This window comes from Colwellia sp. Bg11-28 (genome assembly GCF_002836245.1).
In the GTDB taxonomy this organism is placed as follows: Bacteria; Pseudomonadota; Gammaproteobacteria; order Enterobacterales; family Alteromonadaceae; genus Colwellia; species Colwellia psychrerythraea_A.
The window spans coordinates 226,332-252,711 of sequence record NZ_PJBA01000018.1; the positions used below are offsets into that span (position 1 = coordinate 226,332).

Here is a 26,380-nt window from a genome sequence, read left to right on the forward strand (position 1 = left end):
CTTGTATTGGTACTTCAGAAACTCGGATCTGTTGTTCTTTCAGTTTGTAACGCTGTTGCACTTGAAAAAGATGGTAATTGAGGCGCTTCATTTAATCTTTGGTTGTTCCAAATGCGAATGAAGCAACAAAGAGTGACGTTTTTTCGAGGCAACCCGAAGGACTATGTCTAATTTTCAACCTAACATCGTTGGAAATCATTAAAGTAGAGTGACTACATAGTACTCTTTTCGCCTTGTTAACTTAAAAATTAGCCTATAGCAGAGACTAAAATGAAAGATAAACAGACCCTAAACAATAAAAAAGGCCAGTATGTGATCATACTGGCCTTTAAATACGATAATTAAACCGCTAATTTTTTGCGATAAAAATTAGTGATAAAAATTTATTTATCAAATTTAACTGATTCTTTAACTAGAGAAGTAACTTCTTCTGAAGTTTTTGAAACAACATCAAAAGCTTCTTTAGCTGAATTTGAAACTTTAGCTTGAAGCGCTTCGTTAAATGATTTTTGAGATTCAACAGCGGCTGTAAAATCTGTTTGTGATGATAATGCTTTAGTTTGAGCAGCACTGTCATTAAGAATAGAAGTAATTAAAGCTGTTTGCTGGCTGATTAATTGCTCAACAGTTTTAGTATTTAATTCTACCAAACTATTCAATGGTTTCATTGCAGTTTCAACTTGCGCTGTATTGCTGAAAGATTTCATTGCAGTAGTAAATTGATTTGTTAATTGTTCAGTTAATTGAGTAAACATAATTAAGATTCCTATTTTATTTCGTATTATACTGCGGTGCAGCAATCAGATTTGAAGTGAGTATACCTAGCAATATTGTATTGGTCAATAATTATTTGCTGCGCCGCAACAAAATAATAATGTATCCATAATATCCTCTACGATTTACCAATAATCAGCAATAAAAAAGCCAGTATCGAGATACTGGCTTTTTCAATCATAAGCACAAAAATGGCTTATTTTTTGATGATAAACTATTTAGCAATGGTCGTTACTTCAGCCATAGAGTCTTTAACTAGATTAGATACTTCTTCAGAAGTTCTAGTTACAACATCATAAGCTTCTTTAGCTGAAGCTGAAACTTTTGCTTGAAGCTCTTCAGTGAAAACTTTTTGTGATTCAATTGCTGTTGCTAAATCTGTTTGCGCTGATAACGTTTTAGTTTGAGCTACGCTATCGTTCATGATTGTAGTAATTAATGCAGCTTGTTGATTGATTAATTGTTCAACCGTTTTAGTATTAATTTCTACAAGACTGTTAAATGGCTTCATAGCTGCCGAAAACTGGTCTTCATTGTTGAATGACTTCATTGCAGTAGTAAATTGTTCCGTTAATTGTGTAAACATAATAAAGCTTCCTTTTTAAGTATGCTGCATCGCAGCAGATTGATTAAAACTAGTATAATAGGTCAAAAGATGGTCGTCAACATTTTTTTTGCTGCACCGCATCAAACCACAAAAAGTAAACGCAGATAATTGATATTAAAGAATAAAACTCAAAAATAAACATTTATCACTCATTTAAATTGATTACTTTTTTGGCGCTGTCTTAACTTCAGTCTTTGGCGCTGCTTTAACTTCAGCTTTTGGCGCTGCTTTAACTTCAGTCTTTGGCGCTGCTTTAACTTCAGCTTTTGGCGCTGCTTTAACTTCAGCTTTTGGCGCTGCTTTAACTTCAGCTTTTGGCGCTGCTTTAACTTCAGCTTTTGGCGCTGTTTTAACTGCTGCTTTTGGCGCTGCTTTAACTGCTGCTTTTGGCGCTGCTTTAACTTCAGCTTTTGGCGCTGCTTTAACTTCAGCTTTTGGCGCTGCTTTAACTTCAGCTTTTGGCGCGGCTTTAACTGCTGCTTTTGGCGCGGCTTTAACTGCTGCTTTTGGCGCGGCTTTAACTGCTGCTTTTGGCGCGGCTTTAACTACTGCTTTTGGCGCGGCTTTAACTACTGCTTTTGGCGCGGACTGAGACTTCTCTTTAATAAGTACTTTTGGAACAAGCGGTTGATTGTCAACTGAAGTCTGACTTACGTTAGCTGACAATACTGAAAAAGAGTCACTGAGAATAATTTCTGCATCTTTTTGCGCCTTGGTAAGCGTTTCAGATGTTTGTTTCATCGCTTCAGTCAATTGGCTCTGAACATCGGCATTAAATTTAGATTGTTCTGCAACAAATTCAGTTATGTCTGTCGTTACAGGTATATTTTGGCTAAATGAAATACTGTCGTCGACCAAACTTGCAATAAGCAATCCTTGCTGATGTGCAACAGTACTCGCTGTTGATATATTTAATTCGACCAATTTTTCAATTGGTTTTAATGAGGTCTGAAATAACTCTGTAAATTGATTAAACATGCACTTCTCCTATAATTTTGCTGCTAAGCAGCATTACTTGATGAGAATTTAATCAATTTTTTAGTTTGGAGTCAATCATTATTTTGTTGCGGTGCAACAAAATTTTATTTTTTATCTGTTGGCTTCTGAAATTTAGTCCACATATTCATATTTTGTTCAACAATACTGCTGAATAAACCAAAAGGTGAATTTTTATTAATATCACTACTCAGTTTTAAAATATCATCTTGATGTTCAATAAAAGCAGAAAGACTTTGCTCAAGAAATTGTTGTAAATAGTCTTGGTTATCATTACCATAAAAACATATCAACCGTTTCAATAAGGTATTGGTTAATAACGATTGTTTCTCACTAGTTTCTTCTTCACTTATAATTTGAATTAAAATACTACGCGTTTTATCTTCATTTGTTTTCGAATCAACTATTTTAAATTCTTCATTGGCAATAACTAATTCTCGAATATAATCCAAGTTTACATAATGACTCTTTGTAGTGTCATAAAGACGGCGGTTTGGATATCTTTTAATTGTGATCAACGTCAACCTCGGTTGGTTATTAATTTTACTTACGCTAGGGTAGAGGAAGTAGTCTTAACTGCTAGTATAACAGAGATACTATCTATAAAAAAAGCGACCTTATTGGTCGCCTTTCATATTAACTACTCTGTAGTAGGGATTATCGTTACAAATGCTAAATACGCTTTCTAACGTAGCTGCCAGGAGCAGCTTCAATACTTGGGTATTTTTTAGAACCTTGTTTACGTGCTGTTACTTGCTTACCTGATTGAGGTTCAACCCAGTTTTCCCAATCTGTCCACCAAGAACCTTCTTTTTTGGTTGAACTTTCAAACCATTGTTCCGCGGTATCAGAAAGCTCTTCATTAACCCAATGTGGATATTTACCGTGATCTACAGAGTTAATAACACCGGCTAAATGGCCAGAGCCAGCTAAAACAAACCTTGTAGGTCCAGAAAGAGCTTTGGCTCCTTTGTATGATGCCTGCCATAAAACAATATGATCCGCGATTGTAGCTAAGAAATAACTCGGCGTATCAATTTTACTTAGTTCAATAGGAACACCTTCAACTTCAACAGCACCATCTTTTATCAAGTTGTTTTCTTGATAAGTATTGGTCATATAAAAATCAAAAGTTTCCGCCGGCAAGTTTGAAGAGTCACTGTTCCAGTATAAAATATCGAACGGAGCAGGATCTTTACCTTTTAAATAATTATTAACAAAATACGACCAAAAAAGACTATTTTCACGTAGCATGCTAAACGCCAAACCAAGCACTCGACCATCTAATAACCCTTTTTCTTTAATATCCTTTTTCAAGAACGGTAACATTTTCTCAGAAAGATAAACGCCTATTTCACCCGGCTCTTCAAAATCTAATAATGTTGTTAAAAAGGTCAATGAGTTTATTCGAGTATCACCTTTTGCCAATAAGTATGATTGGGTTGTTGCTAATAATGTTCCGCCAATACAATAACCAACGACATTCACTTTCTTTGATTTAGTTAATTCTTCAATAACATCAAGTGATGCGATTGGTCCTTCTTTCATATAGTCATTAAAGCCTTTATGAGAAAGTGTCTTGTCTGGATTGATCCATGAAATTACAAAGACTGTATGGCCCTGACCTACAGCCCATTTGATCAGTGACTTTTGCTCATCCATGTCCAAGACATAATACTTATTAATAAAAGGAGGGATAAACAATAAAGGGACTTCATTGACTTTTTTAGTACTGGCTTTGTACTGTATAAGTTGGATTAAGTCATTTTGGTAAATTACATCACCTGGCGTGTATGCTAAGTCTTCGCCTAAAGTGAACGCATCCACGTCAGTTTGGTTAATTTTAAGGGCATCCGCAGGACTTTGTTGTAAGTCTTGCATAAAGTTTTGTAGCCCCTTGATGAGGTTCTCGCCTTTAGATTTTAATATGTCTCGGCAAACTTCAGGATTCGTTAATGCATTATTGGTTGGAGAAACAGAACTGATATATTGTCGAGTATAAAACTTTACTTGCTCTTCAGCTTTGGGATCATCGAAATGCAAACTATTAACCGTATCTTGCATCATGTTAGAACTTAAAAGGTAAGACTGTTTTAAATAGTTATAAACAGGATTTTCAGACCATTCACTGTCTTTAAACCTTTTATCATTACGTTCCTCTGACACCACTGACTCAACTTTTGAACCCAATAATGCTTTAGTCGCATTTTGCCAAAGCTCGGCTTGTTGAGTCATAAAAGACATTTGTTTACTAAATAACTCAGCAGTATCAACTTGTACCCCTTTTGATAAAAGTTCAGTTAATTTCTCTGAATCCATCATTGAATTTAAATTTTCTTTATCAGAACCACTTAAAACCTGTTTAACCATGGTGTTAAATATCTCTGAGTATTGCTCTAAAAAATCAGCTACTTCTTTCTGCTCATTCGATTCCATAATATATCCTTGTAAATGGTCTGGTTATAATTTATTTGCCTTTAAAGCAGCCCAAAGTTAAAAATTTTAAATGTTTTTTATAAATTATTAATAAACAATTTACAAACAATAATAATAAGATACAAACTTATTTGATAATTATCTATTTTAACGGCCTTCATCAACCCTAACGATAAACATAGCGTGCGTGTCTAGTGTATGGAGAATACTTAGGATACCTTTATTTTTGACGCGGTGCAGCAAGAAATTATTGACCAAGGTGATTTTGCTAGGTACACTCGCTCCAAACATGAATGCTGCGCTGCAATATAAAAATAACGATTGGAACCTTAATTTACTCTAAATAATGAAAGAGGAACCTTAATTAACGCTAACGGAAACTAATCAATCAGTAATATTAGGGTATTGGCTTTTTTTTAAAATTTTAAGAGCAATACGAAAGATAATACTCGTTGAAAATTTATTTGAAGGATAAAACACATGATGTATCAAACTTACGACCTATATAGTCGCTCCGCCGAAATGATGAATGGTTTTATCTCAGTGAATCAACAATTACTGACTCATCCGTTTAACCCGTTTTCAAACACCCTACTGGGAAAAAGTATCAATGCAGCACTTGATAGTGCCTACCATCATACTAAAGTTTACGATAAACAACCTTTTGACATTAAAACAACAATAATTGATGGTGAAACGGTTAACATTGACGAACAAGTTATTTTAGCAAAACCTTTTTGTAATTTAATCCACTTCAAACAAGATACTAAAGTTCAACAACCTAAACTATTTTTGGTTGCTCCACTTTCAGGTCATCATGCAACGTTATTAAAAGCCACAATAGAGCGTTTAATTTTAGATCATGACGTTTACATAACTGATTGGCTAGATGCTAAAAACGTTCCTTTATCTGAAGGCAACTTTGATTTTGATGATTATGTAACTTACCTTATCGAGTTTATGAAGGAAATTGGCGAAGATACCCATGTATTAGCGGTTTGCCAACCTGCAGTTCAAGCATTAATAGCAACCGCTGTATTGGCTAAAGATAAAGATGCCGCTACACCTAAATCTCTAACAATAATTGCAGGCCCGATTGATACCAGTATCAATCCAAACGAACTCAATAAATATGCCAGTAGTAAAGATTTAAGTTGGTTTGAAAATAACGTCATAATGACGGTGCCTGAGCGTTTTCCTGGTGCAGGAAGAAAAGTATATCCGGGCTTTATTCAATTAACTTCTTTTATGGCGATGAATATTGAAAATCACGTCAAGAAACACACTGATTATTTTGGTCATGTTTTTCATGGCAAAGAAGATAAACAAGAAAGTCACCGTGATTTTTATGATGAATACTTAGCTGTATTAGATCTTAATAGTGAGTTCTATTTAGAAACTCTAGATCGTGTTTTCATTAATCAAGATTTAGCGAATGGTAAAATGACTTACCATGGTGAGCTTGTTGATTTATCAGCAATAACTGATACTGCATTACATACCATTGAAGGGAAAAATGATGATATTTGTTCATTAGGCCAAACTCAAGCAGCACAGGCTTTATGTTCTGGTATTCCAGAGCAAAACAAATTGGATCAAGTTTTTGATGGTGTAGGCCATTTTGGAACGTTTAGTGGCTCGGCTTTCCGTGAAAGAATAGCACCGAGTATTGCAGAATTTATTCAAAAACATAAATAACTCTCCTCTGAGAGAACTATGTTATTAAGTAAATATAAAGTAGGTTTTTATCAAACCTACTTTTTTTATTTTATAATTTAGACAATTAAACTATCTTGCTACCCAACCACCGTCTAATACCATGGTTTGTCCTGTCATATTTTTAGCGAGATCACTGGCTAAATAACTTACTGAACCACATATTTCTTCTATATCAATAAACGCTTTTTTCGGCATTGGCGCCAGCATAATATTATTAACAACTTCTTCTTCACTGATACCATGCTCTTTAGCCGTATCTGCAATTTGTTTCTCAACCAGTGGCGTTTTCACATAGGCAGGACAAATAGTATTAATAGTAATATCTTGATCTCCTGTTTCTAACGCAATAACTTTAGAAAAACCGATAATCCCATGTTTAGCTGCAACATAGGCACTTTTGAATGGAGAGGCGACTAAGCCATGTAAAGAGCCAATATTAATAATACGGCCAAAATTATTAGCACGCATTAAAGGTAATACCGCTTTAGTCATCATTGCTGGGCCAACTAATAGTACATTAGTAATCAACTGCCACTTCTCTGCGGGAAACTCTTCTAATTTCGAAACATATTGAATACCTGCATTGTTAACTAATACGTCAATGCGATTATTAAATTCTTCCGCACGAGCAATAACATTATCAATGTCTGCTTGCACAGTAACATCAAGTTTAAACGCTAACGCATCTCCTCCTGACTGGTTAATACTTTGTGCTACATCTTCAGCCACAGATAAATTTATATCACTAATAAGGATTTTATAACCTTGCTTGGCTAAATCTTTTGCTATTCCTAAGCCAATACCACTGACAGAACCCGTTACTAAAGCCGTTTTTTTAAGTGTCATATTTTATTCCATTAGTTTGTTTGTATTCTAAACAGAATATAACGATAGTTTGTTAATGTTAACTAAACACTTCAATTATTTACTTTCTAACTATACCCATGTTACCTCAAGATGCCGGATTCAGCTGGAATTAGAAACGCCTTTAGGCAAGGCATTGATTGAAGAGAATGGTTCTCCCTTCTCGAAATTAATCACGTAGTATAAAGCGTTTCTAAACCAGCCCTTTGGGGAAGTCCGAGCAAATCATGCTATTCGTTGCATCTGTTTTTAAGGGAACAACCCTTAATAAAAAGATGCTCCTTGATCATGAATCGCTCAGGCATCCTGAAACTCGTATCTTGAAGTATCATGGGTATATACGTTTAAGCTGAAATAGCCTCATACAGTCTAGACAAGAAACGGAATAACTTATACCAATAAATTATATACGAGTGAGGCGTTCACTTATCAACCAGTTATCGTGTACAAAAACAACTCACCCTATAATGAGTACCAACTCCCCCTTTTAAGACAAATAAAAGTCGACTTTACAGCCAAATATAAAATTTAATTTTGCACATACTACGACTAAAGTTAATTAGTTGAATGATTCAGCTTGATATATGATAAAAATTGAGCAAATAGCTCAAAAAATATAAAGTTTAGAAACCTCTATGTACAAATATGAAATATAACAAGGAGCACAGTTATGGGACGCATTGCATTAGTAACAGGTGGAACTCGTGGAATAGGCGAATCAATTAGCATTATGCTGAAAGAGCATGGTTATACTGTCATAGCAAACTACGCTGGCAATGATCAGGCAGCTCAAGAATTTTCAGAACGAACAGGTATCCGAACTTCTAAATTTGATGTCAGTGATTTTGAAAGTGTAACTAAAAGCATTAATGATATAGAGTCTGAAATTGGGTCAATTGATATTCTTGTAAATAATGCAGGAATTACAAGGGATGGCACTATGCATAGGATGGACTTTGAAAAATGGAATGCCGTTATTCAGACCAATTTATCCTCATGTTTCAATACCTCTCGCGCTGTCATTGAAGGAATGAGAGAACGATCATTTGGGCGCATTGTTAATATAGGATCGGTTAATGGACAAGCTGGTCAATACGGTCAAGTAAACTATGCGGCAGCTAAATCTGGTATCCATGGATTTACTAAAGCATTAGCACAAGAAGGCGCAGCAAAAGGCATTACAGTTAATGCTATTGCACCAGGTTATGTTGAAACAGATATGGTTCGCGCGGTACCTGAAGACGTTTTAGCAAAAATTGTTAAAACAATACCGGTAGGACGCTTAGGTCAACCCGAAGATATTGCTCGTTCAGTATTATTTTTAGTGGCCGATGAAGCGGGTTTTGTTACTGGTTCGACCCTATCCATTAATGGTGGTCAGCACATGTACTAACTATAAAAGTATCACCATACTACTTTTATAAAATTAACGTAGATGAGCAATCATCTACGTTTTTTGTTTATACGCCCTTAAACTCTGCAATCTAATCAATAAACTCAGTAATCGGTACCGTGAACGGCCTGTATTACCAATTTTAAGAGCTAGCGTTTGGTTTAGCTTTAGCCAAATAAAGAAAATAAGCAGAGGAGATACCCGCAGAGGCAAAAATCATACACATCACCATGATTTGATATCTTGCGGCAATAAAAGGAGAAACCCCCGAGAGAATTTGTCCTGTCATCATGCCTGGCAGAGAAACAATTCCAACCGCTAATAGTGCATTTACGTTGGGGATCATTGATGCTTGAAAGGCAATATTTCGAGCCTGTTTATAGCTCACCTTATTTGCCAATTCAGAGTAAAAACGCTCTCCAGATAAACTAATACTATTCATGCTACTGGCAAATACCATACCTGCAAGAGGTATAAGTGTTTGGGCGTGATACCAAGGAGATAGTTGTAAAACACCTTGGGTGATAATTAATAACGTTAAAACACTACTAATTGAAATAGCGAATACCGCTCTTTGGAACAGCTCACGTTTAGGTGCTTCGATGTTATTTAATGCTATCCAGCTAGAAAAGAAGACCATTATAATCAGTAACATTAGTACTAACCAAGCGCTATCTGACTCAAATACATAACTAAGAAAAAAGCCTACTAACAATAATTGCACCAACATTCGCGCTAGGGCATGTATTGTTCTTTTTTGTGGTAACGACCAGCTAAATTGTATAAAGATGACCACCAATACAGGAATAAAAGCTAAAGCTAACTGCGGTAATTCAATTATTGCCAGTGATTTTTCCATCAGTAGTTCTCATTACTTTTCAGCTAAATAGCTGTGATATTTTCAACCATGAATTGCACCGTGCGTTTACCACGAAATTCATTAACATCTAATCGGTAAGCTAAATGTACCTGTTTTACTTGAGCGTTCGGCCAAGTCTTAACATCAACATTAAAAGCAATACCATCAAAGATTTCACCCTGTTTTTCTACCACTATTTTAAGATGCTTTTCGCCAACAATACGCTGCTGTACCAATTTAAAAGTGTCATCAAATAATGGCTCAGGGAAGTTTTGCCCCCAAGGACCAGCGTCTCGCAATTTTTCGGCAAAATCTAAACTAAGATGTTCAAGCATAAGCTCGCCATCAGATAAAATAATACTCTGCAAATCTTCTTCTTTTAACCATTTACCCGCTAATTCATTAAATAGTTGCTGAAAACGCGCAAAGTTACCGTGTTTTATAGATAAACCTGCCGCCATTGCATGGCCACCAAACTTAAGAATAATATCTGGGTGTTGACTGTCAATATGCTCTAATAAGTCTCGAATATGCAGGCCAGGAATAGAACGCGCCGAGCCTTTAATTTCTCTCTCGGAAACATCAACTGAGTCATCATCTTTGCCATTAGCAAAAACAATACAAGGACGATGAAATTTCTCTTTTAACCTGCCAGCAACAATACCGATAACACCTTGATGCCAGTCTTGTTGATAAAGGGCAATCGCATTAGGTAGATTATCTTCATCAAACTTAAGAGAAGTAAGTACTTGCTCAGCTTCGGCTTGCATACCCTGCTCTATTTCTCTGCGTGTTTTATTGAGATCATCAAGCTCTGCAGCCATCACACGAGCACTAGACAAATCAGTAGCAAGTAAACAGTTAATACCGTAAGACATATCATCTAACCGACCTGCAGCATTAATTCTCGGGCCGAGGGCAAAACCAAAATCACTGGCAACGAGCCTTTGCTGATTTTTATTCGCAATTTCAATAAGCGCTTGAATGCCAGGTCTAGTTTTCCCTGCACGAATACGCTTCAAGCCTTGCTCTACTAAAATTCGGTTATTAGCATCCAATGAAACCACATCGGCTACAGTACCTAAAGCAACCAAATCTAATAGTTGAGCAATATTAGGCTCAGCAATACCTTGCTCTGAAAAATAGTTTTGCTCACGGCAATACTTTCTTAAAGCTAGCATTAAGTAAAAAGCTACCCCCACGCCGGCAAGAGCTTTACTCGGAAAGTTACAACCATGCTGATTAGGGTTAACAATGGCGTCGGCAATGGGTAATGAATGTCCTGGCAAGTGATGATCCGTAACAATTACCTGCATACCTAAATCTTTTGCACGTTTAACACCGGCAATACAACTGATGCCATTATCCACCGTTATTAACATTTGCGTATTTTGCTGTGCTGCAATGTCAACAATCTCAGGGGTTAGGCCGTAGCCATATTCAAAACGATTTGGCACAATAAAGTCATGATTGTTACTGTTAAACAGGCTCAATGCAGTCATCATTAAAGCAGTACTAGTCGCACCGTCGGCATCAAAATCTCCAACAATAACAATACGTAATTTATTCACTAGCGCGTCATGTAATAACTGACAAGCTTTGTCCATGCCCATAAGCGCTGTTTCATCGACCATACCTTGTAGATGAGCAACATTAAGTTCAAGCTCTTGCGCAGATTCCATACCACGGCTAGCATAAATTTGTTTTATGATTTCAGGTAGGTTATCAGGCAAATGGTCGGTAGCTACTTTCACTCGGCGAACAATTGTTTTACTCATACTATTCGGTCTCAATTTTGCTGGTGATAATTATAATTGTAATAACGTTTATAGCTTATTTTTACTATAAAAAAAGTACTTGGTGAAAATCAGCAAGTACTTTTAAAGGTTTATCTATAAGGAAAATAGATTAAGTGTTTTTCAACAATTCTTCTAATTGCTCTGGTGGTTGGTAACCAGGAACCATCATACCATTTGATAAGATAATCGCTGGCGTACCGCTTACACCAATTTGACGACCAAATTTAAACTGAGCTTCAATTGGTGCTTCACAAATACGATACGCAATACCAGTACCCGATTTAGCTTTAGTTAACGCTGTTGCATTATCTTCACTACACCATACTGAACGTAAATCTTTGAAACCTTGAGTTAAGTTACCGTTTTGGTCTTTAATACCTGCTCGTGGATAAGCTAAATAACGAAAGGTGATACCGCGAGCATTATAGTCTGCCATTTTTTCGTGCATTTTACGGCAATAACCACAGGTAATATCAGTAAAGACTGACACCACGTATTTTTCATTCTCAGCTTTGTAAACGATCATGTTATCTTCAAAGCTTTTCAATCCCTCTAGACGGACTTTAGCTAAGCTCTCTTCGCCTATATCTTTCACGGTAGAGCCTAAATTGTAGACTTTTCCTTGAATGAAAAACTCACCATCATAACTTGCATAAAACAAACCTTGGTTGGTAACGAGTAAAGCAATACCCGGTAATGCTGTTTCTTCAACTTTAACAACAGTTAATCCTATAGAGCTGTTAATTTTTTCTTTCAAAAAATCTGCATCAAGCGCAATTTGATCACTTACTGGCTTGGCCAATGTAGCTGGTACATTAGTTTGTTCGGCTGCATTGGTGTATTGCAACAACAGGGGTAAAGTGAATGTGGCAAGTAGAGCACTAATAATGAATGTTTTAAACATAATGATTCCTAACAACTTCCTAACAGCTTTCGAATAAATGAAAGCAATAAATCGATAATAATGAGTCTAATGGTCGTGTTCATATGAATAGACCTAGATATAAGCAAGGAAATTACAGCCATGAGAGATTATTTGCAACTTAAAATAGCCAGTAAATTGAATTAACTTGTAAACAAAGATAATTGTTTTTGCTAAAATCCCGTTTAATATAGTTCGTATTAAAATAAAAACTGGAAATAGCATAATGAAAATTGGTTTATTTTATGGCTCAACCACTTGTTACACTGAAATAATTGCCGAAAAAATCCAGGCGATAATGGGTGCCGACTTGGTTGATATATTCAATATCAAAGATCAGCCATTAGCCCTTTGTCTTGATTATGACTTTATTATTCTAGGTATATCCACCTGGGATTATGGTGAGTTGCAAGAAGACTGGGAATCGATGTGGAGTGATATCAGTCAAATAGATCTTTCGGATAAAATTATTGCGCTATATGGAATGGGCGATCAAGTTGGTTACACTGAATGGTTTCAAGATGCACTTGGCATGTTACACGATCAAGTAATCGCACAAGGTGGAACGGTTGTTGGTTATTGGCCAAATCAAGGTTATGACTTTACCGCATCGAAAGCATTAACGGCTGATGGTAGCCAATTTGTAGGTTTGTCTTTAGATGAAGATAGCCAATATAACTTGACCGATGAGCGCTTAGATACTTGGTGTGAACAAGTATTACTAGAGTACAGTAGCCTACTTTAGATATTGTCCGTTTATTCAAAATATGTCCTTGGAAAATTTACTCCGTCAATTACTCAGCCCTTGCGATAAATAGTTACAGCAAGGGCTAAAACCACTATAATTGCCGGCATATTATCATTATACCAATCTCACTAATTAATTAATCATTTCTACTGGTTAAAATTACCAATGACTTCGTTATTTATTTAATAATTAGAACAACTAGTTATTTAAATAAATGTCTTGTATTTGGCAATTTTTTCTACGTATAAAGTAGATCAATTATTTAATGAAATGGGTATTATTAACTCTTAGTGAACTATCCCTTATGTTTGAGCAATTCGATCTAGACTCAGAATTATTAGCCAGTATTAATAAAATTGGTTACACCAAACCTACCTCAATTCAAGAACTTGTCATCCCTCAAGCGATGGTTGGCAAAGACGTATTGGCATCAGCGCCGACTGGCACAGGTAAAACTGCCGCATTTTTATTACCTATTGCTCAGCATTTATTAGATTATCCACGTACCAAACCTGGTTTCCCGCGTGTATTAATTTTAACGCCGACTCGTGAGTTAGCGATACAAATAGGTGAAGACAGTGAACAGCTTACCGAGTTAACGAAAATTAAAACCGGCGTTATTACCGGTGGTGTTAACTACGGTAGTCATGCTGATATTTTAACGAGCACAACCGATATTTTAGTCGCCACACCAGGTAGATTATTAGAATATATTGAAAATGAACAGTTTGATGCCCGTGAAATTGAGATATTAGTGTTAGATGAAGCTGACCGCATGCTCGATCTTGGCTTTAGTGAAACCATTAATCGCATTGTTGCTGAAGCACGCTGGCGTAAGCAAACCATGTTGTTTTCAGCGACTCTTGAAAGTCCAGGCGTACAACTTTTTGCCGAAGAAGTGCTTAATGAGCCAGTTTTCTTAGAATCAAAACCATCTCGTAAAGAAAAAGCCGTCATTCATCAGTGGCTTCATTTAGCAGATGATGCGAACCATAAGCTAAACCTACTAGTAAACACCTTAAAACAAGAAGGCGTAGAACGTACCGTTGTTTTTGCTAATAAGCGTGAAACCGTGCAATACCTTTCAGGTAAGCTTTATGCTGAAGAGTTACCTTGTGTTTGGTTAGAAGGAAAAATGCCACAAGATAAGCGTAACAAGGCAATAGAACGTTTTAAAAAAGGTGAAGTTAAAGTGTTGGTGGCAACAGATGTTGCAGCACGTGGTCTTGATATAGATGATATCAGTCATGTTATTAATTTTGATATGCCACGTAAGGTCGATATTTATATTCATCGAATTGGACGTACTGGTCGCGCAGGTAAAAAGGGTACAGCTATTTCCTTAGTTGAAGCCCATGATATGGGTGTTATTGGTAAAATAGAACGTTATACCAAAGAACGCCTGTCACGCCGATTTATTCAAGAGTTAAGACCAAAAAACAAAGAATCTCGCGTGGTAAATAAAAAGGCAAAAATTAAACTTACGACCTCTCAGAAAAAAGCTAAAACCAAAAAACAAGTGAAGAAAAAGGCTAAGCGAGCAAAAGCAGCTAAGTAACCCTTTACCAAGTTATACCCAAGCAACTTCATGTAGCTTGGGTATGTCCCTGCCATACAATAGTTACATTATTGTGACACTTTTATTGCACTTAAGCCTTGGTATGTAATATTTCTGTCATAAAGCAATGCTGTAATAGCGCCGCATTCACTTTATGGATGAAGTTATAGCAAACGCATTAAATAACAACCTAACATTAACTTGTTACTTAATCTGTTTGGTATTGAATAGTCCGACATTTATGAGGGTTTTGCTCAAATGCTGAGTAATGTCCTAATAATTGGGTCTTCAACTTTATGATAGTAATTAATATGAAAAATCAGCCATTAACAAATAAAACATCCCCACGAGTTAAAACAATCATCACACTTGCTGTGGCAACGTCACTTAGTATTTCATTTGCGCATGCAAAAGCGAATGTAGAACGTGAAAACAATGAAATAAGCACGAAAGCAACCCAGGACACTAAAGTAAATAAAAGCACTGAAAGTAGCTTTGAAGATGCTTGGGATTTTACTGACTTATATGATAATGAACAGGGTGATTACCTTAAATTGTCTGGTCGTTTGCAATTAGACTCTACTTGGGTTGATAGCGACCAAGGCGATTTTAACGACACATTATGGCGTCGATTTCGCTTCGGTTTTAAAGGCAAGTACGGAGAATTTAAAGTTGCTTTAGAAGCAGATGTAAATTTAAACGATTCATTAAGTGATGCTTATAATCGATTAACTGATGCCAATGTTAGCTGGTCATTAGATAAAGACACCGAACTTAAATTCTTAAAGCAATCTACCGGTTTCACTTTAGACGGTAAGACTTCATCTAAAAAGCTACTGACACCACAGCGCAACAACCTAACAAATAATTTATGGTTTACCTCAGAGTACTTTACCGGCGTTAGCGTAAAAAGTAAGCTCGCTGATGATTGGTCGTATAAGACAGGGGTATTTTCTAGTGACGGCTCTGATGAAATATCGATTAACGATGCCAGTTACTTCGCTATGTTTTCGACCAGTAAAAAGTTAGCAAAAAATAACCTTTGGGACAAAGGTGAAGTTAGCTTTGATTATGTCTATAACGACACCCATGAAGACGGTAATACCCGTGACTTCTCTCAAGTTATTAGTACTTCAAGTAAGTTTAAACAAAACGACTGGGGGTTACAGAGTGATATATCTTGGGGTAAAGGTGATTTAGGCCAAAGTGATCTCTTTGGTATTGTCGTCATGCCAACCTATCAACAAAGTGAAAAAATTCAGTGGGTTGCTCGTTATACCTACTTAAGTAGCTCAGAAGATAATGGCGTTCGTTTAGGCCGTTATGATAGTAAAGTAGTTGATGATTATGGTCAAAGCAGCGTAGATGGTGAGCGCGGTGACAAATACCAAGAAGTATATGCTGGCGTTAACTGGTTTATAAACGAGCATAAATTAAAACTTCAAGCTGGCTTACAGTATGCAAAAATGGATGATAATGCCAATGATGGTGGCGCTTATGATGGCTGGAGTTTTACCCTTGCTATGCGTAGTTACTGGTAACAATATAAAAATATAAGCACATAAAAAAGACCGGGTTGCTTGTAGCAAACCCGGTCTTTTTTATATTTATACCCAAACTACTTGGAAATACTGAGCTAACTATCCTCTTGTTCTTCTTTCGCAACTAAGCGATATAACTTAGCACCAATAAAACCACCAACAATGGGCGCAACCCAGAACAACCATAATTGCGCTACAGCCCAATCACCAACAAACAATGCAACACCGGTGCTACGTGCAGGGTTCACTGACGTATTCGTTACCGGAATACTGATCAAATGAATTAAGGTTAAACACAAACCAATCGCGATAGGTGCTAAACCTGCAGGGGCACGTTTGTCTGTTGCTCCCATAATGACAAAAATAAACATCATAGTTAATACGACTTCAGCGACAAGGGCAGCTGTCATAGAGTAACCACCAGGTGAGTGTGATCCATAACCATTTGACGCGAAACCAGCTGATAAATCAAAACTTGGTTGACCACTCGCTATAAGGTATAAAGCGCCAGCGCCAAGAATCGCGCCAATGACTTGTGCAATGATATAAGGCATTAATTCATTAGCAGGAAAACGTCCTCCAGCCCAAAGACCTACCGATACTGCGGGATTTAAATGACAACCCGAAATATGACCTATCGCATAAGCCATAGTTAGCACGGTTAAACCAAAGGCGAATGATACACCAAGTAAACCAATGCCTACATCAGGAAACCCTGCGGCTAGTACTGCACTGCCGCACCCACCAAGAACCAACCAAAAGGTACCAATACATTCTGCTATATATTTATTCATTTTCATTCCTTTACCAGTTAATAAATTTATATTTAAGAGCTGTGATAATTAATAAACAAAAAGTCGCGTAAAATACCCTTTCATTGCTCGCTTTAGCGAATATCTACTTTAACCAAATAAATCACCAAGTTTATCTTTCAATTTATCTTTAGCTTTATCTTTAACTTTGTCTTCTAACTTCTTTTGTTGCTGTTTGACAATATCTGAGTTTTTTAAGTCCGCTAACGCTTTATCTGAATCAGTTAATAGCGCTTCAAGGTCAAGCAACTCTGCAGATTGACTATCACCTAGTTTCAAGGCATTGCTCAATTTTTCATTTAGGCCTTTATTAACTTTCTTTTTAAAGCCATCCAGCTTAGCAGAAACCTGCTGTTTGAAAGCACCGGTCAGTGCGTCATTTAATGACGAAGCGATAGTAAAACTTGGCTTGCTAAGCTCGCCATTGACGCCAACATCAACAGTCAAACTATCTAATGATTTAATGGTATCAAGTAACAACTTGGTAATTTTTGACTCAGCCTCACCTTGGTAGCTCGCTTGTTTAAGTGAGAATTGATTAGTTGCCTCAACGTCACCATTAACCACGCTAAAACTGCCTATACCATCAAGTATCCCCGCACTTAGTGATAAGCTTAACGCTTTGCTTTGTGTTAACTCAGTATTAGATAATGTTCTGTTATTAACAAGCCACTCACCGTTCGCGCTAAATTCACCTGATTGCGTTAACTTAAAGTTGCTACTCAATTTAAGCTCACCATTATCAATTGAATTAATATTGATAAGACTATCTTTACCTCTTATCCAGTGTTGATGCGTAAGCTCACTGCCAGTGATTTTGACTTCACCCTGTTCGAGCTTAATTGAGAACAATGCCTTCTTAATTAATATAGCGGGTAATGGAGAATCTTCTTTAAAAAAGATAAAACGTCCGTCAGCGTGAGATTTTACTTCACTCGTTGTGCCATCACTTTTCATATCAGTCATAAGCGGTGATATTTGTTCATAAGCCCATTGTGCTTTTTGTACATAGCCTCTCGCTTTTTCACCAAAGAGAATATGAGCAAAGTCTTCCGTATCAATACTATCTAACTGGTATTTTTTTTCTATTTGTTGCCAATCCTTTGTCGGGGCATTTTTTAACGCATCGATTTGCTGAGCTAATACTTCTTTGCTGTTTAATACTTGCTCTTTAGCTTTTTTAATAAGGGCTTGATCGGTCTTAAATTCAACTTTAATTTTATCAAATTCAGTTTTTATTTTTTCGATATCAGCAAGTGAGCTAACTTTCATTTTACCTAGCGCTTCTACTTTATCTTGGTAAGACTTTAATTTAGCTTTACTGGGTAATTGTGTTTTCAACGCTTTAAGCTTGGCTTGCTCAACTTTATAGCTATTTTTTAATTCATTACTGGCTTTAACCGTTAACAAATTACTGTCATCAAGTAGTGCTTTAATATCAGGTAATTGCATATCCACTTCTGGCAGCATTGCTTTTGCTTGATCTGATAAGCTCTCTTCTGCTTTATCACTTACGTCATCAACATAAACTTTACCCGCTTGAGATCTAACACCAGAAAACGCTAATTGGCTTACTTCGAGTTCATCAATAATAATTTTACCAAATAGGTATTGCCAAACATCAACAGCCGCAGTAGCGCGCTCAAAACTAAATAAGTTCTGTGTGGGGGAATCTTTATCGGTGACTTGCAAACCTAGAACACTTAATTGTAAAGGCGAATATCCAAGTTGTACTTCTGCCACATTCACTTCAGCACCAAAAGCACTCTCTGCAGAGCTCACAATAGCGCTTTTGACTAAGCTTTCAGCAAATAAATACAACAAACCAGCAACTAATGCACTTAATAGAACAAAGGCAACCATTCCTTGCCAACGAATAAACCGTGCCATTACAGGCCTCCTTTAGTTAGGCTAGATTCACCTGTAAAACTGGTATACAAACCATAAAACTTAGATGCTTTTAATGCTTTAACAATTCTAAATTTCTCAAAAAACGTCATGATATGTACTCGATACTTCTCAATAATAAACTTACTGATAAAATATATTGGTGCACATAAAACAGCGCCTAAAACAAACGCACCTAATACATAGGTGTGATGCCAATGTGCTAATTTAAACAAGCTGAGTTGGTATAATGAAGTAAAGAAATCAGTCAAGCTTGATTGTGTTAGTAGGGATTCACCCACTTGAACAATCAAGGGAGATAATAAATAACTCAGACCAGAGAAGAAACCGGCCGCAAGGATAAAACTACCTAAATGCACTCGGATGATTAATACAAAAAATATTATGACAATATTATGCAAGGTTAAGATTGGCGATAAACCAACGATAAAACCTAACGCTATTGCTAAGGCTATTTGCCTAATGGAACTATCACTGTTTAAGGCATGTAGTAGCTTTGCTAGTAAAGTTAACATGTCACCTCCTGTTAAAATGTTTAAAATTTGTCATCATCAATACCAATAAACCCAGTTGGTTATTGTTTTAGATGATTATTAGCTTTCTTTACGAGTAAAAACCCAATCATTGTCTTTAGACATAGCTTCGTTATATTGATAACCCGCTAAATCAAATGTTTTGATTTGCTCTACGGATGTTAGCTTATTCTGAATGATGTAACGCGCCATCAGTCCGCGTGCTTTTTTAGCAAAAAAACTGATTATCTTATATTGACCGTTTTTCCAATCTTTAAAGGTTGGTGTAATTATTGTAGCGTTTAACGATTTTTTCTTTACTGATTTAAAGTATTCGGTTGAGGCAAGGTTAATAAGCACATCATCATCTAGCTCACTCAAGGTTTTATTCAGTTCATCGGTAATAATCTCGCCCCAAAACTGGTATAAATTATCACCTCGACTGTTACCAAGCTTACAGCCCATTTCTAAACGGTAGGCTTGCATTAAATCAAGGGGCTTTAATAAACCATATAAACCTGACAGGATTCTGAAATTTTTCTGCGCAAATTCAAAATCTTCATCACTAAAAGATTGCGCATCAAGTCCAGTGTAAACATCACCATTAAAGCTCAATATAGCTTGTCTTGCGTTATCTTGAGTAAAAGGTGTTGACCATTGCCCAAAACGTGCAGCATTTAAACCAGCAAGTTTATCACTGAGTTTCATCAAGCTTGCGATTTCACTTGGTGAAAGTTTAATGCAGTCATCTATTAATAATTGGCTTTGCTCAAGCAAACCAGGTTGACTAAATTTTTCTGTAGCCAGAGGAGATTCAAAATCTAATTTTTTCGCAGGTGAAACAACAAGTAACATATTTTTAAGCCGATTTTTGGGAGTACTTAATAACACGTAATATATCATAAGCTTTAAGTAAGTTAACAGCGTTTAATCAATGCTAATCTGTGTCTAATTAATGCAATTTGGCGTAACTTACAAACAGAAATACAATATCTTGTTAAAAATAGCGCAATAAAGGGTGCTTTTTTATTTTTATGTTGTAATATTTCACCAGCTACATTCATTATCGAATTTAGAAATACATAGTAATCACATTTCCGGAACACAATTAAGGTAACGCCATGACAAATTCTTCTTCACAGCTTGCACAATTAAAACAAATGACCACTGTTGTGGCTGACACAGGTGATATTGAGGCTATTGCAAAATTTCAACCTCAAGATGCGACAACAAACCCATCGCTTTTATTAAAAGCAGCTTCTTTACCTAATTATCAAGGGTTAGTTAAAGACTCTGTTGCCTGGGCTAAAACACAATCTGACAATGCAGAACAGCAAGTTATAGATGCTGCAGATAAACTTTCAGTATTAATTGGCCTGGAAATTCTAAAAATTGTCCCTGGTCGTATTTCTACTGAAGTGGATGCTCGATTATCTTTTGATACCTCTGCATCTATTACTAAAGCCCACAAACTGATTGCTATGTATAACGAAGCAGGCATTAGTAACGATAGAATTTTAATTAAACTTGCCTCTACTTGGGAAGGAATTAAAGCAGCAGAACAACTTGAGCAAGAAGGTATTAACTGTAACCTAACTTTGTTATTTAGCTTTGCACAAGCACGCGCATGTGCTGAAGCAGGCGCTTATTTAATATCTCCATTTGTTGGTCGTATTTTAGATTGGTATAAAAAAGATACCGGTAGAAATGACTATGCAAGTAATGAAGACCCTGGTGTTGTTTCTGTTACCAGTATTTTTAATTATTACAAGCTACAAGGTTTTAACACCGTAGTAATGGGTGCCAGCTTTAGAAATATCGGCGAGATTCTTGAATTAGCCGGCTGTGATCGTTTAACAATCAGCCCACAGTTAATGGAAGAACTAGCAAACAGCACAGACACGGTAATCCAAAAGTTAACGGCTTGTGAAGCTACGGCAGAAAAAGAAGCCGCTTTAAGCCAAGCAGAGTTCCGCTGGCAGATGAATGAAGACCCAATGGCAACAGAGAAACTTGCTGAAGGTATTCGTAACTTCACCATTGATCAGGTCAAGCTTGAAAAGCAATTAACAGATTTACTCTAAACGGTAGTTAATTACTTTTCCGACATAAATTAGTTATTTTAAGGGCATATTTTATTATAAATATGCCCTTTTTAATTTCAAAATATAAAGTTCCTAGTGAAAAGCTTGGTAAGTTACGTTGGTCATATCAATCATTAAAAGAAAGTTTCGTTAAAAGATCCTGCTATAAGAAATTTAGCTAAAAAAATCTATCTACATTTTCATACTCGCTTGAGCCGTTGTGAGAAGCGTAATAACCAAGTGAATAGATAAGCATGACCAACAAGAGGCATCAAGATACAATCAGCTGAACTTATGTATATCAATGAAGTTTTATATCTGAAAAATAAGAACTTGTTGACAAAATTGAAACACCCGTTTAAATTTTGTGTTCACCTTTATCATCAAATAAACTCAATGCCAAAAAATGTTATAAATTTTGCCCACGCAAATGGATTCCCCGCAGGTAGCTATCAAACGTTATTTAATTACCTCCCTGATGATACACAAGTTATCGCATTGGATAAGTATGGCCATGATCCGAGAATGCCCATTAACCATAACTGGCAGGCCCAAGTTGAAGAATTAATAAATCATGTTGAATCACAACAAGTTGATGGCAATAAGGTCATTTGTCTTGGCCATTCATTTGGTGGTGTGATTTCTTTTATTGCTTGCTGTCAAAGACCCGACTTATTTAAAGGGCTTATTATGCTAGACCCACCTGCATTAAGCGGGGCTGGCGCACTTGCTGCTAGATTATTAAAGAAAACTAAATGGATAGATAAATTTAGTCCTGCAGGTCGTGCTAAAAACCGTCGTAGTCAGTGGCCATTAGGGTCAGATATTGGTGCGTTATTTTCTGGAAGGAAACTGTTTAGATCATTCGATAGTCGCTGTTTAGCTGATTATATAACCCATGGTATTTGTAAGCGTAATAATCAATTAGAATTGAGCTTTGATGCGCAAGTTGAAGCGAATATTTTTAGGAATATCCCTTCGAATTTATCCAGTTATAAAAATAAACTAACCGTGCCAGCAACTTTGGTATACGGTGACACTACCGATGTTTTCCCTCATCACATTTTTAGCCGCTTTGTTAAACTTAATAAGCATATAAAACTTAAAACGGTTACAGGCGGACATATGTTTCCTCTGGAAAGTCCTGAACAAACAGCTTTGTTAATCACTGAGATTATAAAAGATTTTCCTGATACTTAACTATTAAGGTTTAAAACTATAAGCATAAAAAAACGCGACCTAAGTCGCGTTTTTAATATCTAATATTCATCTATTCAAATAGCATTCATAATGATTAATACTGAAGCTAGTGGTTAAAAGAACTAGGCGCTTGCACGGAGCTGACGATAGTCAGTGAGTACATGCTACGAAGTAATTTTATTCACTGGCAAAATATTGAGCATTATTGGCCTTTAACTTCTGACAAGCCGTTAAAGATTGCTTTATCACCTAAGAACTCTTCAATACGTAATAATTGATTGTACTTAGAAACACGGTCAGAACGACATAAAGAACCAGTCTTGATTTGACCTGCAGCAGTACCTACCGCTAAATCAGCGATAGTTGCATCTTCAGTTTCACCTGAACGATGAGAGATAACAGCAGTAAAGCCAGCATCTTTAGCCATTTTGATAGCAGCTAACGTTTCAGTTAATGTACCAATTTGGTTAAATTTGATTAAGATAGAGTTACCAATACCGTTTTCAATACCACGCGCTAAAATCTTAGTGTTTGTAACGAATAAATCATCACCAACGATTTGAACTTTATCACCTAATAAATCAGTTTGGTATTTGAAACCATCCCAATCTGACTCGTCTAAGCCATCTTCAATTGAAACGATTGGGTATTCTTTACAAAGCTCGCCTAAGAAGTCAGAAAATTCGTTAGCCGTAAATTGCTTGCCTTCGCCAGTAAGGTCGTAAATACCTTTGTCCGCATCGTAAAACTCAGAAGCAGCACAATCCATCGCTAACGTTACGTCTTTACCTAATTCGTAACCAGCAGCTTCAACAGCCACTTTGATTACAGCTAATGCATCGGCATTAGATTCTAAGTTAGGAGCAAAACCACCTTCATCACCAACAGAAGTACTCATACCTTTTGAAGATAATACTTTTTTAAGTGCATGGAAAATTTCAGCACCCATACGTAAAGCTTCACGGAAACTTTTAGCGCCAACAGGTTGAACCATGAATTCTTGGATATCAACGTTGTTATCAGCATGTTCGCCACCATTGATGATGTTCATCATTGGTAATGGTAATGAGTAAACACCTGGCGTGCCATTTAAGTCAGCGATGTGTTCGAATAATTGAACTTTCTTTTCGTTTGCAGCCGCTTTAGCATTTGCTAAAGAAACAGCAAGAATTGCGTTAGCGCCAAATTGTTCTTTATTTTCTGTGCCATCTAAATCGATCATGATTTGATCAATGTTAGCTTGGTCTAAAGCACTTTGACCAATAAGAGCTGCTTGAATGTTAACGTTTATTGCTGCAACAGCTTTTAAAACACCTTTACCTAAATAACGTGCTTTATCACCATCACGTAATTCAAGAGCTTCACGTGAGCCTGTTGATGCACCAGAAGGAGCTGCGGCACGACCAAAAGCACCTGATTCAAGATATACATCGGCTTCAACGGTTGGGTTACCACGAGAATCCATGATTTCACGTGCTAAAATTTTGCTAATCTTTGACATTATCATTCCTACTAATTTTGATGACGCTCAAACAAACTGCTGAGCAATAAAGTTAATTTTTAATCTTGCTATGGCCACAGCTAAATATAATTATGCAGCCTAATATTCTTCCTAAACTTAAAACAAAAACCGCAGCAATAGCTACGGTTTTATATGGTTTCTTCGGTTAGCTTTTTTGCAGTTTAAAACTCGCTGCAACAAAGCTTTCGAATAACGGGTGACCATCACGTGGAGTAGAATTAAACTCAGGATGGAATTGACCCGCAATAAACCATGGATGATCCGCTATTTCAATCACCTCAACTAAACTTTTATCTGACGATAAACCCGAGAAAATCAAACCTGCTTTGCTTAATTGTTCTCGGTAGTTATTATTTACCTCAAAACGATGACGGTGTCTCTCATTGATTGTTTCACTACCATATACGTCGCAAGCCTTGGTACCTTTCACCAAGTGGCACAATTGTGAACCTAAACGCATAGTACCACCTAAATCTGATTGCTCATTTCGGTACTCAACTTGGCCTTCTTCGTCTAACCATTCACTGATTAAACCAACCACTGGGTGTGGAGTTTCGCTATTAAATTCAGTACTGTGTGCATCAGTTAAACCGGCAACATTACGAGCAAATTCAATTAAGGCTACTTGCATACCTAAACAAATACCTAAATAAGGTACTTTGTTTTCACGCGCATATTGTGCCGTTAAAATTTTACCTTCAACACCACGTTCACCGAAACCACCAGGAACTAAAATAGCATCCAAGTCAGCTAAGATTTCAACACCTTTGACTTCTACATCTTGCGAGTCAATGTATTTAATATTTACAGTGACTTGGTTTTTAAGACCTGCATGTTTTAACGCTTCGTTTACTGATTTGTACGCATCAGGTAATTCAGTGTATTTACCAACCATACCAATAGTCACTTCACCGATAGGATTTGCTTCATGGTAAAGCACTTCTTCCCATTCAGTTAAGTCGGCTTCAGGTACATCTAAACCAAATCGCTTAACAACTATTTCATCGGTACCTTGAGCTTTTAATAAAGCAGGAATCTTATAAATACTGTCTACATCACGCATTGATACAACCGCTTTCTCTTCAACATTAGTGAAGAGAGATATTTTAGCGCGTTCAGCGTTAGGAATAGCGCGGTCTGAACGACATACTAAAATGTCAGGAAAAATACCGATAGAGCGTAAATCTTTTACTGAGTGCTGTGTTGGTTTAGTTTTGATTTCACCTGCTGCTGCTAAATATGGCACTAAGGTCAAATGCATAAACATAGCACGATCACGACCTACCTCTAATGCCAATTGACGAATAGCTTCTAAGAAAGGTTGTGATTCCATATCACCAACCGTACCGCCTATTTCTACCATGGCGATATCGTAACCTTCAGCACCTTCAATAACACGACGTTTAATATCGTTAGTGATATGAGGAATAACTTGGATGGTAGCGCCTAAAAATTCACCTTTACGCTCGCGGGCTAACACATCTTGGTAAATTCGCCCCGAAGTGAAGTTATTACGTTTGGTCATTTTGGTGCGGATAAAGCGCTCATAATGGCCTAAATCAAGATCGGTTTCTGCGCCATCTTCGGTAACAAAAACTTCGCCATGTTGTATAGGGCTCATGGTACCTGGATCAACGTTAATATACGGATCTAGTTTCAGCATGGTAACTTTTAAACCACGCGCTTCAAGAATTGCTGCCAATGAGGCTGCGGCAATGCCTTTACCAAGAGACGATACTACACCGCCAGTTACAAAAATATATCTAGTTGTCATGTCTACACCGATGTCAGAAAAACAGAATTTTGTGCTTAATTGGTTAATATATATAACTTTATTTCAAGCTAACTTTTATAAATGACTCTATATACTTGCATATTAGTAAGACTAAAACACAGTAATTAGTGTGAATATTAAGTTGTTGAAATAGGAGTTTTGCCAAACAAGCAGGACGGGAAAGTATTATACGTAAAAGCTAAAGGAACAACAATAACAACAAGCCATCACAGCTATAATTTTGTCTATTTTTTATTATTTTTATCGTTAACTTAATTTGCATTGATACTTTTTTATAAGTAGTTGCGTATAATAATGGAACTTACCTGAATTAAGCCTTAGATTGACTTTA

Annotated in this window: 22 protein-coding genes; 7 read left to right on the forward strand and 15 right to left on the reverse strand. The window is 36.6% G+C overall.

The window, feature by feature from the left end; all coding sequences use genetic code 11:
• Nucleotides 1–383: 383 nt before the first annotated feature.
• The 5 genes from phaP (CXF79_RS18310) to CXF79_RS18330 all read right to left on the reverse strand — a co-directional run bounded on the left by phaP (CXF79_RS18310) (nucleotide 384) and on the right by CXF79_RS18330 (nucleotide 4,813).
• A complete protein-coding gene (gene phaP / locus CXF79_RS18310) occupies nucleotides 384–755 on the reverse strand; it encodes a TIGR01841 family phasin (protein WP_101157039.1) in 372 nt (123 codons plus the stop codon).
• A gap of 233 nt (nucleotides 756–988) precedes the next feature.
• Nucleotides 989–1,360, reverse strand: coding sequence for a phasin family protein (locus CXF79_RS18315; protein ID WP_101157041.1), 372 nt, complete (start codon nucleotides 1,358–1,360; stop codon nucleotides 989–991).
• 183 nt (nucleotides 1,361–1,543) lie between these two features.
• Nucleotides 1,544–2,359, reverse strand: a complete 816-nt coding sequence (gene phaP / locus CXF79_RS18320; RefSeq protein WP_101157043.1) for a phasin family protein — start codon at nucleotides 2,357–2,359, stop codon at nucleotides 1,544–1,546.
• A gap of 104 nt (nucleotides 2,360–2,463) precedes the next feature.
• Nucleotides 2,464–2,901, reverse strand: a complete 438-nt coding sequence (gene phaR / locus CXF79_RS18325) for a polyhydroxyalkanoate synthesis repressor PhaR (RefSeq protein ID WP_332871611.1) — start codon at nucleotides 2,899–2,901, stop codon at nucleotides 2,464–2,466.
• Between the two features lie 148 nt (nucleotides 2,902–3,049).
• Complete coding sequence (locus CXF79_RS18330) at nucleotides 3,050–4,813, reverse strand: PHA/PHB synthase family protein (RefSeq protein ID WP_101157046.1); 1,764 nt, start codon at nucleotides 4,811–4,813, stop codon at nucleotides 3,050–3,052.
• Between the two features lie 480 nt (nucleotides 4,814–5,293).
• Between CXF79_RS18330 and CXF79_RS18335 the strand changes: the two genes are divergently transcribed.
• On the forward strand, nucleotides 5,294–6,511 hold the full coding sequence (locus CXF79_RS18335; protein ID WP_011044826.1) for a polyhydroxyalkanoate depolymerase: 1,218 nt from the start codon (nucleotides 5,294–5,296) through the stop codon (nucleotides 6,509–6,511).
• A 90-nt stretch (nucleotides 6,512–6,601) separates the two neighbouring features.
• Here CXF79_RS18335 and CXF79_RS18340 read toward each other — a convergent pair whose 3' ends face one another.
• Entirely contained in the window at nucleotides 6,602–7,378 is a 777-nt protein-coding gene (locus CXF79_RS18340) for a 3-hydroxybutyrate dehydrogenase (protein ID WP_011044827.1), read from the reverse strand.
• A gap of 688 nt (nucleotides 7,379–8,066) precedes the next feature.
• On the opposite strand from CXF79_RS18340, the gene phbB reads away from it, so the two are divergent.
• On the forward strand, nucleotides 8,067–8,789 hold the full coding sequence (gene phbB / locus CXF79_RS18350) for an acetoacetyl-CoA reductase (protein ID WP_011044828.1): 723 nt from the start codon (nucleotides 8,067–8,069) through the stop codon (nucleotides 8,787–8,789).
• 142 nt (nucleotides 8,790–8,931) lie between these two features.
• On the opposite strand, the gene CXF79_RS18355 is transcribed toward phbB, so the two are convergent.
• The 3 genes from CXF79_RS18355 to dsbC all read right to left on the reverse strand — a co-directional run bounded on the left by CXF79_RS18355 (nucleotide 8,932) and on the right by dsbC (nucleotide 12,351).
• On the reverse strand, nucleotides 8,932–9,648 hold the full coding sequence (locus tag CXF79_RS18355) for an ABC transporter permease (RefSeq protein ID WP_101157048.1): 717 nt from the start codon (nucleotides 9,646–9,648) through the stop codon (nucleotides 8,932–8,934).
• Between the two features lie 23 nt (nucleotides 9,649–9,671).
• On the reverse strand, nucleotides 9,672–11,426 hold the full coding sequence (gene recJ, locus CXF79_RS18360; RefSeq protein WP_011044830.1) for a single-stranded-DNA-specific exonuclease RecJ: 1,755 nt from the start codon (nucleotides 11,424–11,426) through the stop codon (nucleotides 9,672–9,674).
• Nucleotides 11,427–11,556: 130 nt separating this feature from the next.
• Nucleotides 11,557–12,351, reverse strand: coding sequence for a bifunctional protein-disulfide isomerase/oxidoreductase DsbC (gene dsbC, locus CXF79_RS18365; protein WP_011044831.1), 795 nt, complete (start codon nucleotides 12,349–12,351; stop codon nucleotides 11,557–11,559).
• A 244-nt stretch (nucleotides 12,352–12,595) separates the two neighbouring features.
• Here dsbC and fldB point away from each other — a divergent pair, with 244 nt between their 5' ends.
• The 3 genes from fldB to CXF79_RS18380 all read left to right on the forward strand — a co-directional run bounded on the left by fldB (nucleotide 12,596) and on the right by CXF79_RS18380 (nucleotide 16,216).
• Nucleotides 12,596–13,114, forward strand: a complete 519-nt coding sequence (gene fldB, locus CXF79_RS18370; RefSeq protein WP_011044832.1) for a flavodoxin FldB — start codon at nucleotides 12,596–12,598, stop codon at nucleotides 13,112–13,114.
• A gap of 307 nt (nucleotides 13,115–13,421) precedes the next feature.
• A complete protein-coding gene (srmB, locus tag CXF79_RS18375; RefSeq protein WP_011044833.1) occupies nucleotides 13,422–14,675 on the forward strand; it encodes an ATP-dependent RNA helicase SrmB in 1,254 nt (417 codons plus the stop codon).
• Nucleotides 14,676–14,986: 311 nt separating this feature from the next.
• Nucleotides 14,987–16,216 carry a porin gene (locus CXF79_RS18380; protein ID WP_101157050.1) on the forward strand — a complete coding sequence of 410 codons (1,230 nt, stop codon included), beginning with the start codon at nucleotides 14,987–14,989 and terminating at the stop codon, nucleotides 16,214–16,216.
• A 95-nt stretch (nucleotides 16,217–16,311) separates the two neighbouring features.
• On the opposite strand, the gene aqpZ is transcribed toward CXF79_RS18380, so the two are convergent.
• The 4 genes from aqpZ to yaaA all read right to left on the reverse strand — a co-directional run bounded on the left by aqpZ (nucleotide 16,312) and on the right by yaaA (nucleotide 20,303).
• A complete protein-coding gene (gene aqpZ, locus CXF79_RS18385; protein ID WP_101157051.1) occupies nucleotides 16,312–17,010 on the reverse strand; it encodes an aquaporin Z in 699 nt (232 codons plus the stop codon).
• A 108-nt stretch (nucleotides 17,011–17,118) separates the two neighbouring features.
• Nucleotides 17,119–18,918, reverse strand: coding sequence for a TIGR03545 family protein (locus tag CXF79_RS18390; protein WP_101157053.1), 1,800 nt, complete (start codon nucleotides 18,916–18,918; stop codon nucleotides 17,119–17,121).
• Nucleotides 18,918–19,451, reverse strand: a complete 534-nt coding sequence (locus tag CXF79_RS18395; RefSeq protein ID WP_011044837.1) for a DUF2062 domain-containing protein — start codon at nucleotides 19,449–19,451, stop codon at nucleotides 18,918–18,920. The genes CXF79_RS18390 and CXF79_RS18395 overlap by 1 nt, the downstream gene beginning before the upstream one ends.
• 78 nt (nucleotides 19,452–19,529) lie before the next feature.
• Complete coding sequence (gene yaaA, locus CXF79_RS18400; RefSeq protein ID WP_011044838.1) at nucleotides 19,530–20,303, reverse strand: peroxide stress protein YaaA; 774 nt, start codon at nucleotides 20,301–20,303, stop codon at nucleotides 19,530–19,532.
• 266 nt (nucleotides 20,304–20,569) lie between these two features.
• Here yaaA and tal point away from each other — a divergent pair, with 266 nt between their 5' ends.
• Both tal and CXF79_RS18410 read left to right on the forward strand, forming a co-directional pair.
• A complete protein-coding gene (tal, locus tag CXF79_RS18405) occupies nucleotides 20,570–21,532 on the forward strand; it encodes a transaldolase (protein ID WP_101157055.1) in 963 nt (320 codons plus the stop codon).
• A gap of 396 nt (nucleotides 21,533–21,928) precedes the next feature.
• Nucleotides 21,929–22,732 (forward strand): alpha/beta fold hydrolase, encoded by an 804-nt coding sequence (locus CXF79_RS18410; protein ID WP_198560102.1) that lies wholly within the window; start codon nucleotides 21,929–21,931, stop codon nucleotides 22,730–22,732.
• 202 nt (nucleotides 22,733–22,934) lie between these two features.
• On the opposite strand, the gene eno is transcribed toward CXF79_RS18410, so the two are convergent.
• Both eno and CXF79_RS18420 read right to left on the reverse strand, forming a co-directional pair.
• Nucleotides 22,935–24,233 (reverse strand): phosphopyruvate hydratase, encoded by a 1,299-nt coding sequence (gene eno, locus CXF79_RS18415; RefSeq protein WP_011044842.1) that lies wholly within the window; start codon nucleotides 24,231–24,233, stop codon nucleotides 22,935–22,937.
• A 166-nt stretch (nucleotides 24,234–24,399) separates the two neighbouring features.
• Complete coding sequence (locus tag CXF79_RS18420) at nucleotides 24,400–26,028, reverse strand: CTP synthase (RefSeq protein WP_101157059.1); 1,629 nt, start codon at nucleotides 26,026–26,028, stop codon at nucleotides 24,400–24,402.
• Nucleotides 26,029–26,380 lie beyond the last annotated feature (352 nt).

Bases quoted from the DNA above. Each gene is read 5' to 3' on its own strand.
- phaP (WP_101157039.1), bottom strand. From the start codon at position 755: ATGTTTACTCAATTAACTGAACAATTAACAAATCAATTTACTACTGCA.
- CXF79_RS18315 (WP_101157041.1), bottom strand. From the start codon at position 1,360: ATGTTTACACAATTAACGGAACAATTTACTACTGCAATGAAGTCATTC.
- phaP (WP_101157043.1), bottom strand. From the start codon at position 2,359: ATGTTTAATCAATTTACAGAGTTATTTCAGACCTCATTAAAACCAATT.
- CXF79_RS18330 (WP_101157046.1), bottom strand. From the start codon at position 4,813: ATGGAATCGAATGAGCAGAAAGAAGTAGCTGATTTTTTAGAGCAATAC.
- CXF79_RS18335 (WP_011044826.1), top strand. From the start codon at position 5,294: ATGATGTATCAAACTTACGACCTATATAGTCGCTCCGCCGAAATGATG.
- CXF79_RS18340 (WP_011044827.1), bottom strand. From the start codon at position 7,378: ATGACACTTAAAAAAACGGCTTTAGTAACGGGTTCTGTCAGTGGTATT.
- phbB (WP_011044828.1), top strand. From the start codon at position 8,067: ATGGGACGCATTGCATTAGTAACAGGTGGAACTCGTGGAATAGGCGAA.
- CXF79_RS18355 (WP_101157048.1), bottom strand. From the start codon at position 9,648: ATGGAAAAATCACTGGCAATAATTGAATTACCGCAGTTAGCTTTAGCT.
- recJ (WP_011044830.1), bottom strand. From the start codon at position 11,426: ATGAGTAAAACAATTGTTCGCCGAGTGAAAGTAGCTACCGACCATTTG.
- dsbC (WP_011044831.1), bottom strand. From the start codon at position 12,351: ATGTTTAAAACATTCATTATTAGTGCTCTACTTGCCACATTCACTTTA.
- fldB (WP_011044832.1), top strand. From the start codon at position 12,596: ATGAAAATTGGTTTATTTTATGGCTCAACCACTTGTTACACTGAAATA.
- srmB (WP_011044833.1), top strand. From the start codon at position 13,422: ATGTTTGAGCAATTCGATCTAGACTCAGAATTATTAGCCAGTATTAAT.
- CXF79_RS18380 (WP_101157050.1), top strand. From the start codon at position 14,987: ATGAAAAATCAGCCATTAACAAATAAAACATCCCCACGAGTTAAAACA.
- aqpZ (WP_101157051.1), bottom strand. From the start codon at position 17,010: ATGAATAAATATATAGCAGAATGTATTGGTACCTTTTGGTTGGTTCTT.
- CXF79_RS18390 (WP_101157053.1), bottom strand. From the start codon at position 18,918: ATGGCACGGTTTATTCGTTGGCAAGGAATGGTTGCCTTTGTTCTATTA.
- CXF79_RS18395 (WP_011044837.1), bottom strand. From the start codon at position 19,451: ATGTTAACTTTACTAGCAAAGCTACTACATGCCTTAAACAGTGATAGT.
- yaaA (WP_011044838.1), bottom strand. From the start codon at position 20,303: ATGTTACTTGTTGTTTCACCTGCGAAAAAATTAGATTTTGAATCTCCT.
- tal (WP_101157055.1), top strand. From the start codon at position 20,570: ATGACAAATTCTTCTTCACAGCTTGCACAATTAAAACAAATGACCACT.
- CXF79_RS18410 (WP_198560102.1), top strand. From the start codon at position 21,929: ATGCCAAAAAATGTTATAAATTTTGCCCACGCAAATGGATTCCCCGCA.
- eno (WP_011044842.1), bottom strand. From the start codon at position 24,233: ATGTCAAAGATTAGCAAAATTTTAGCACGTGAAATCATGGATTCTCGT.
- CXF79_RS18420 (WP_101157059.1), bottom strand. From the start codon at position 26,028: ATGACAACTAGATATATTTTTGTAACTGGCGGTGTAGTATCGTCTCTT.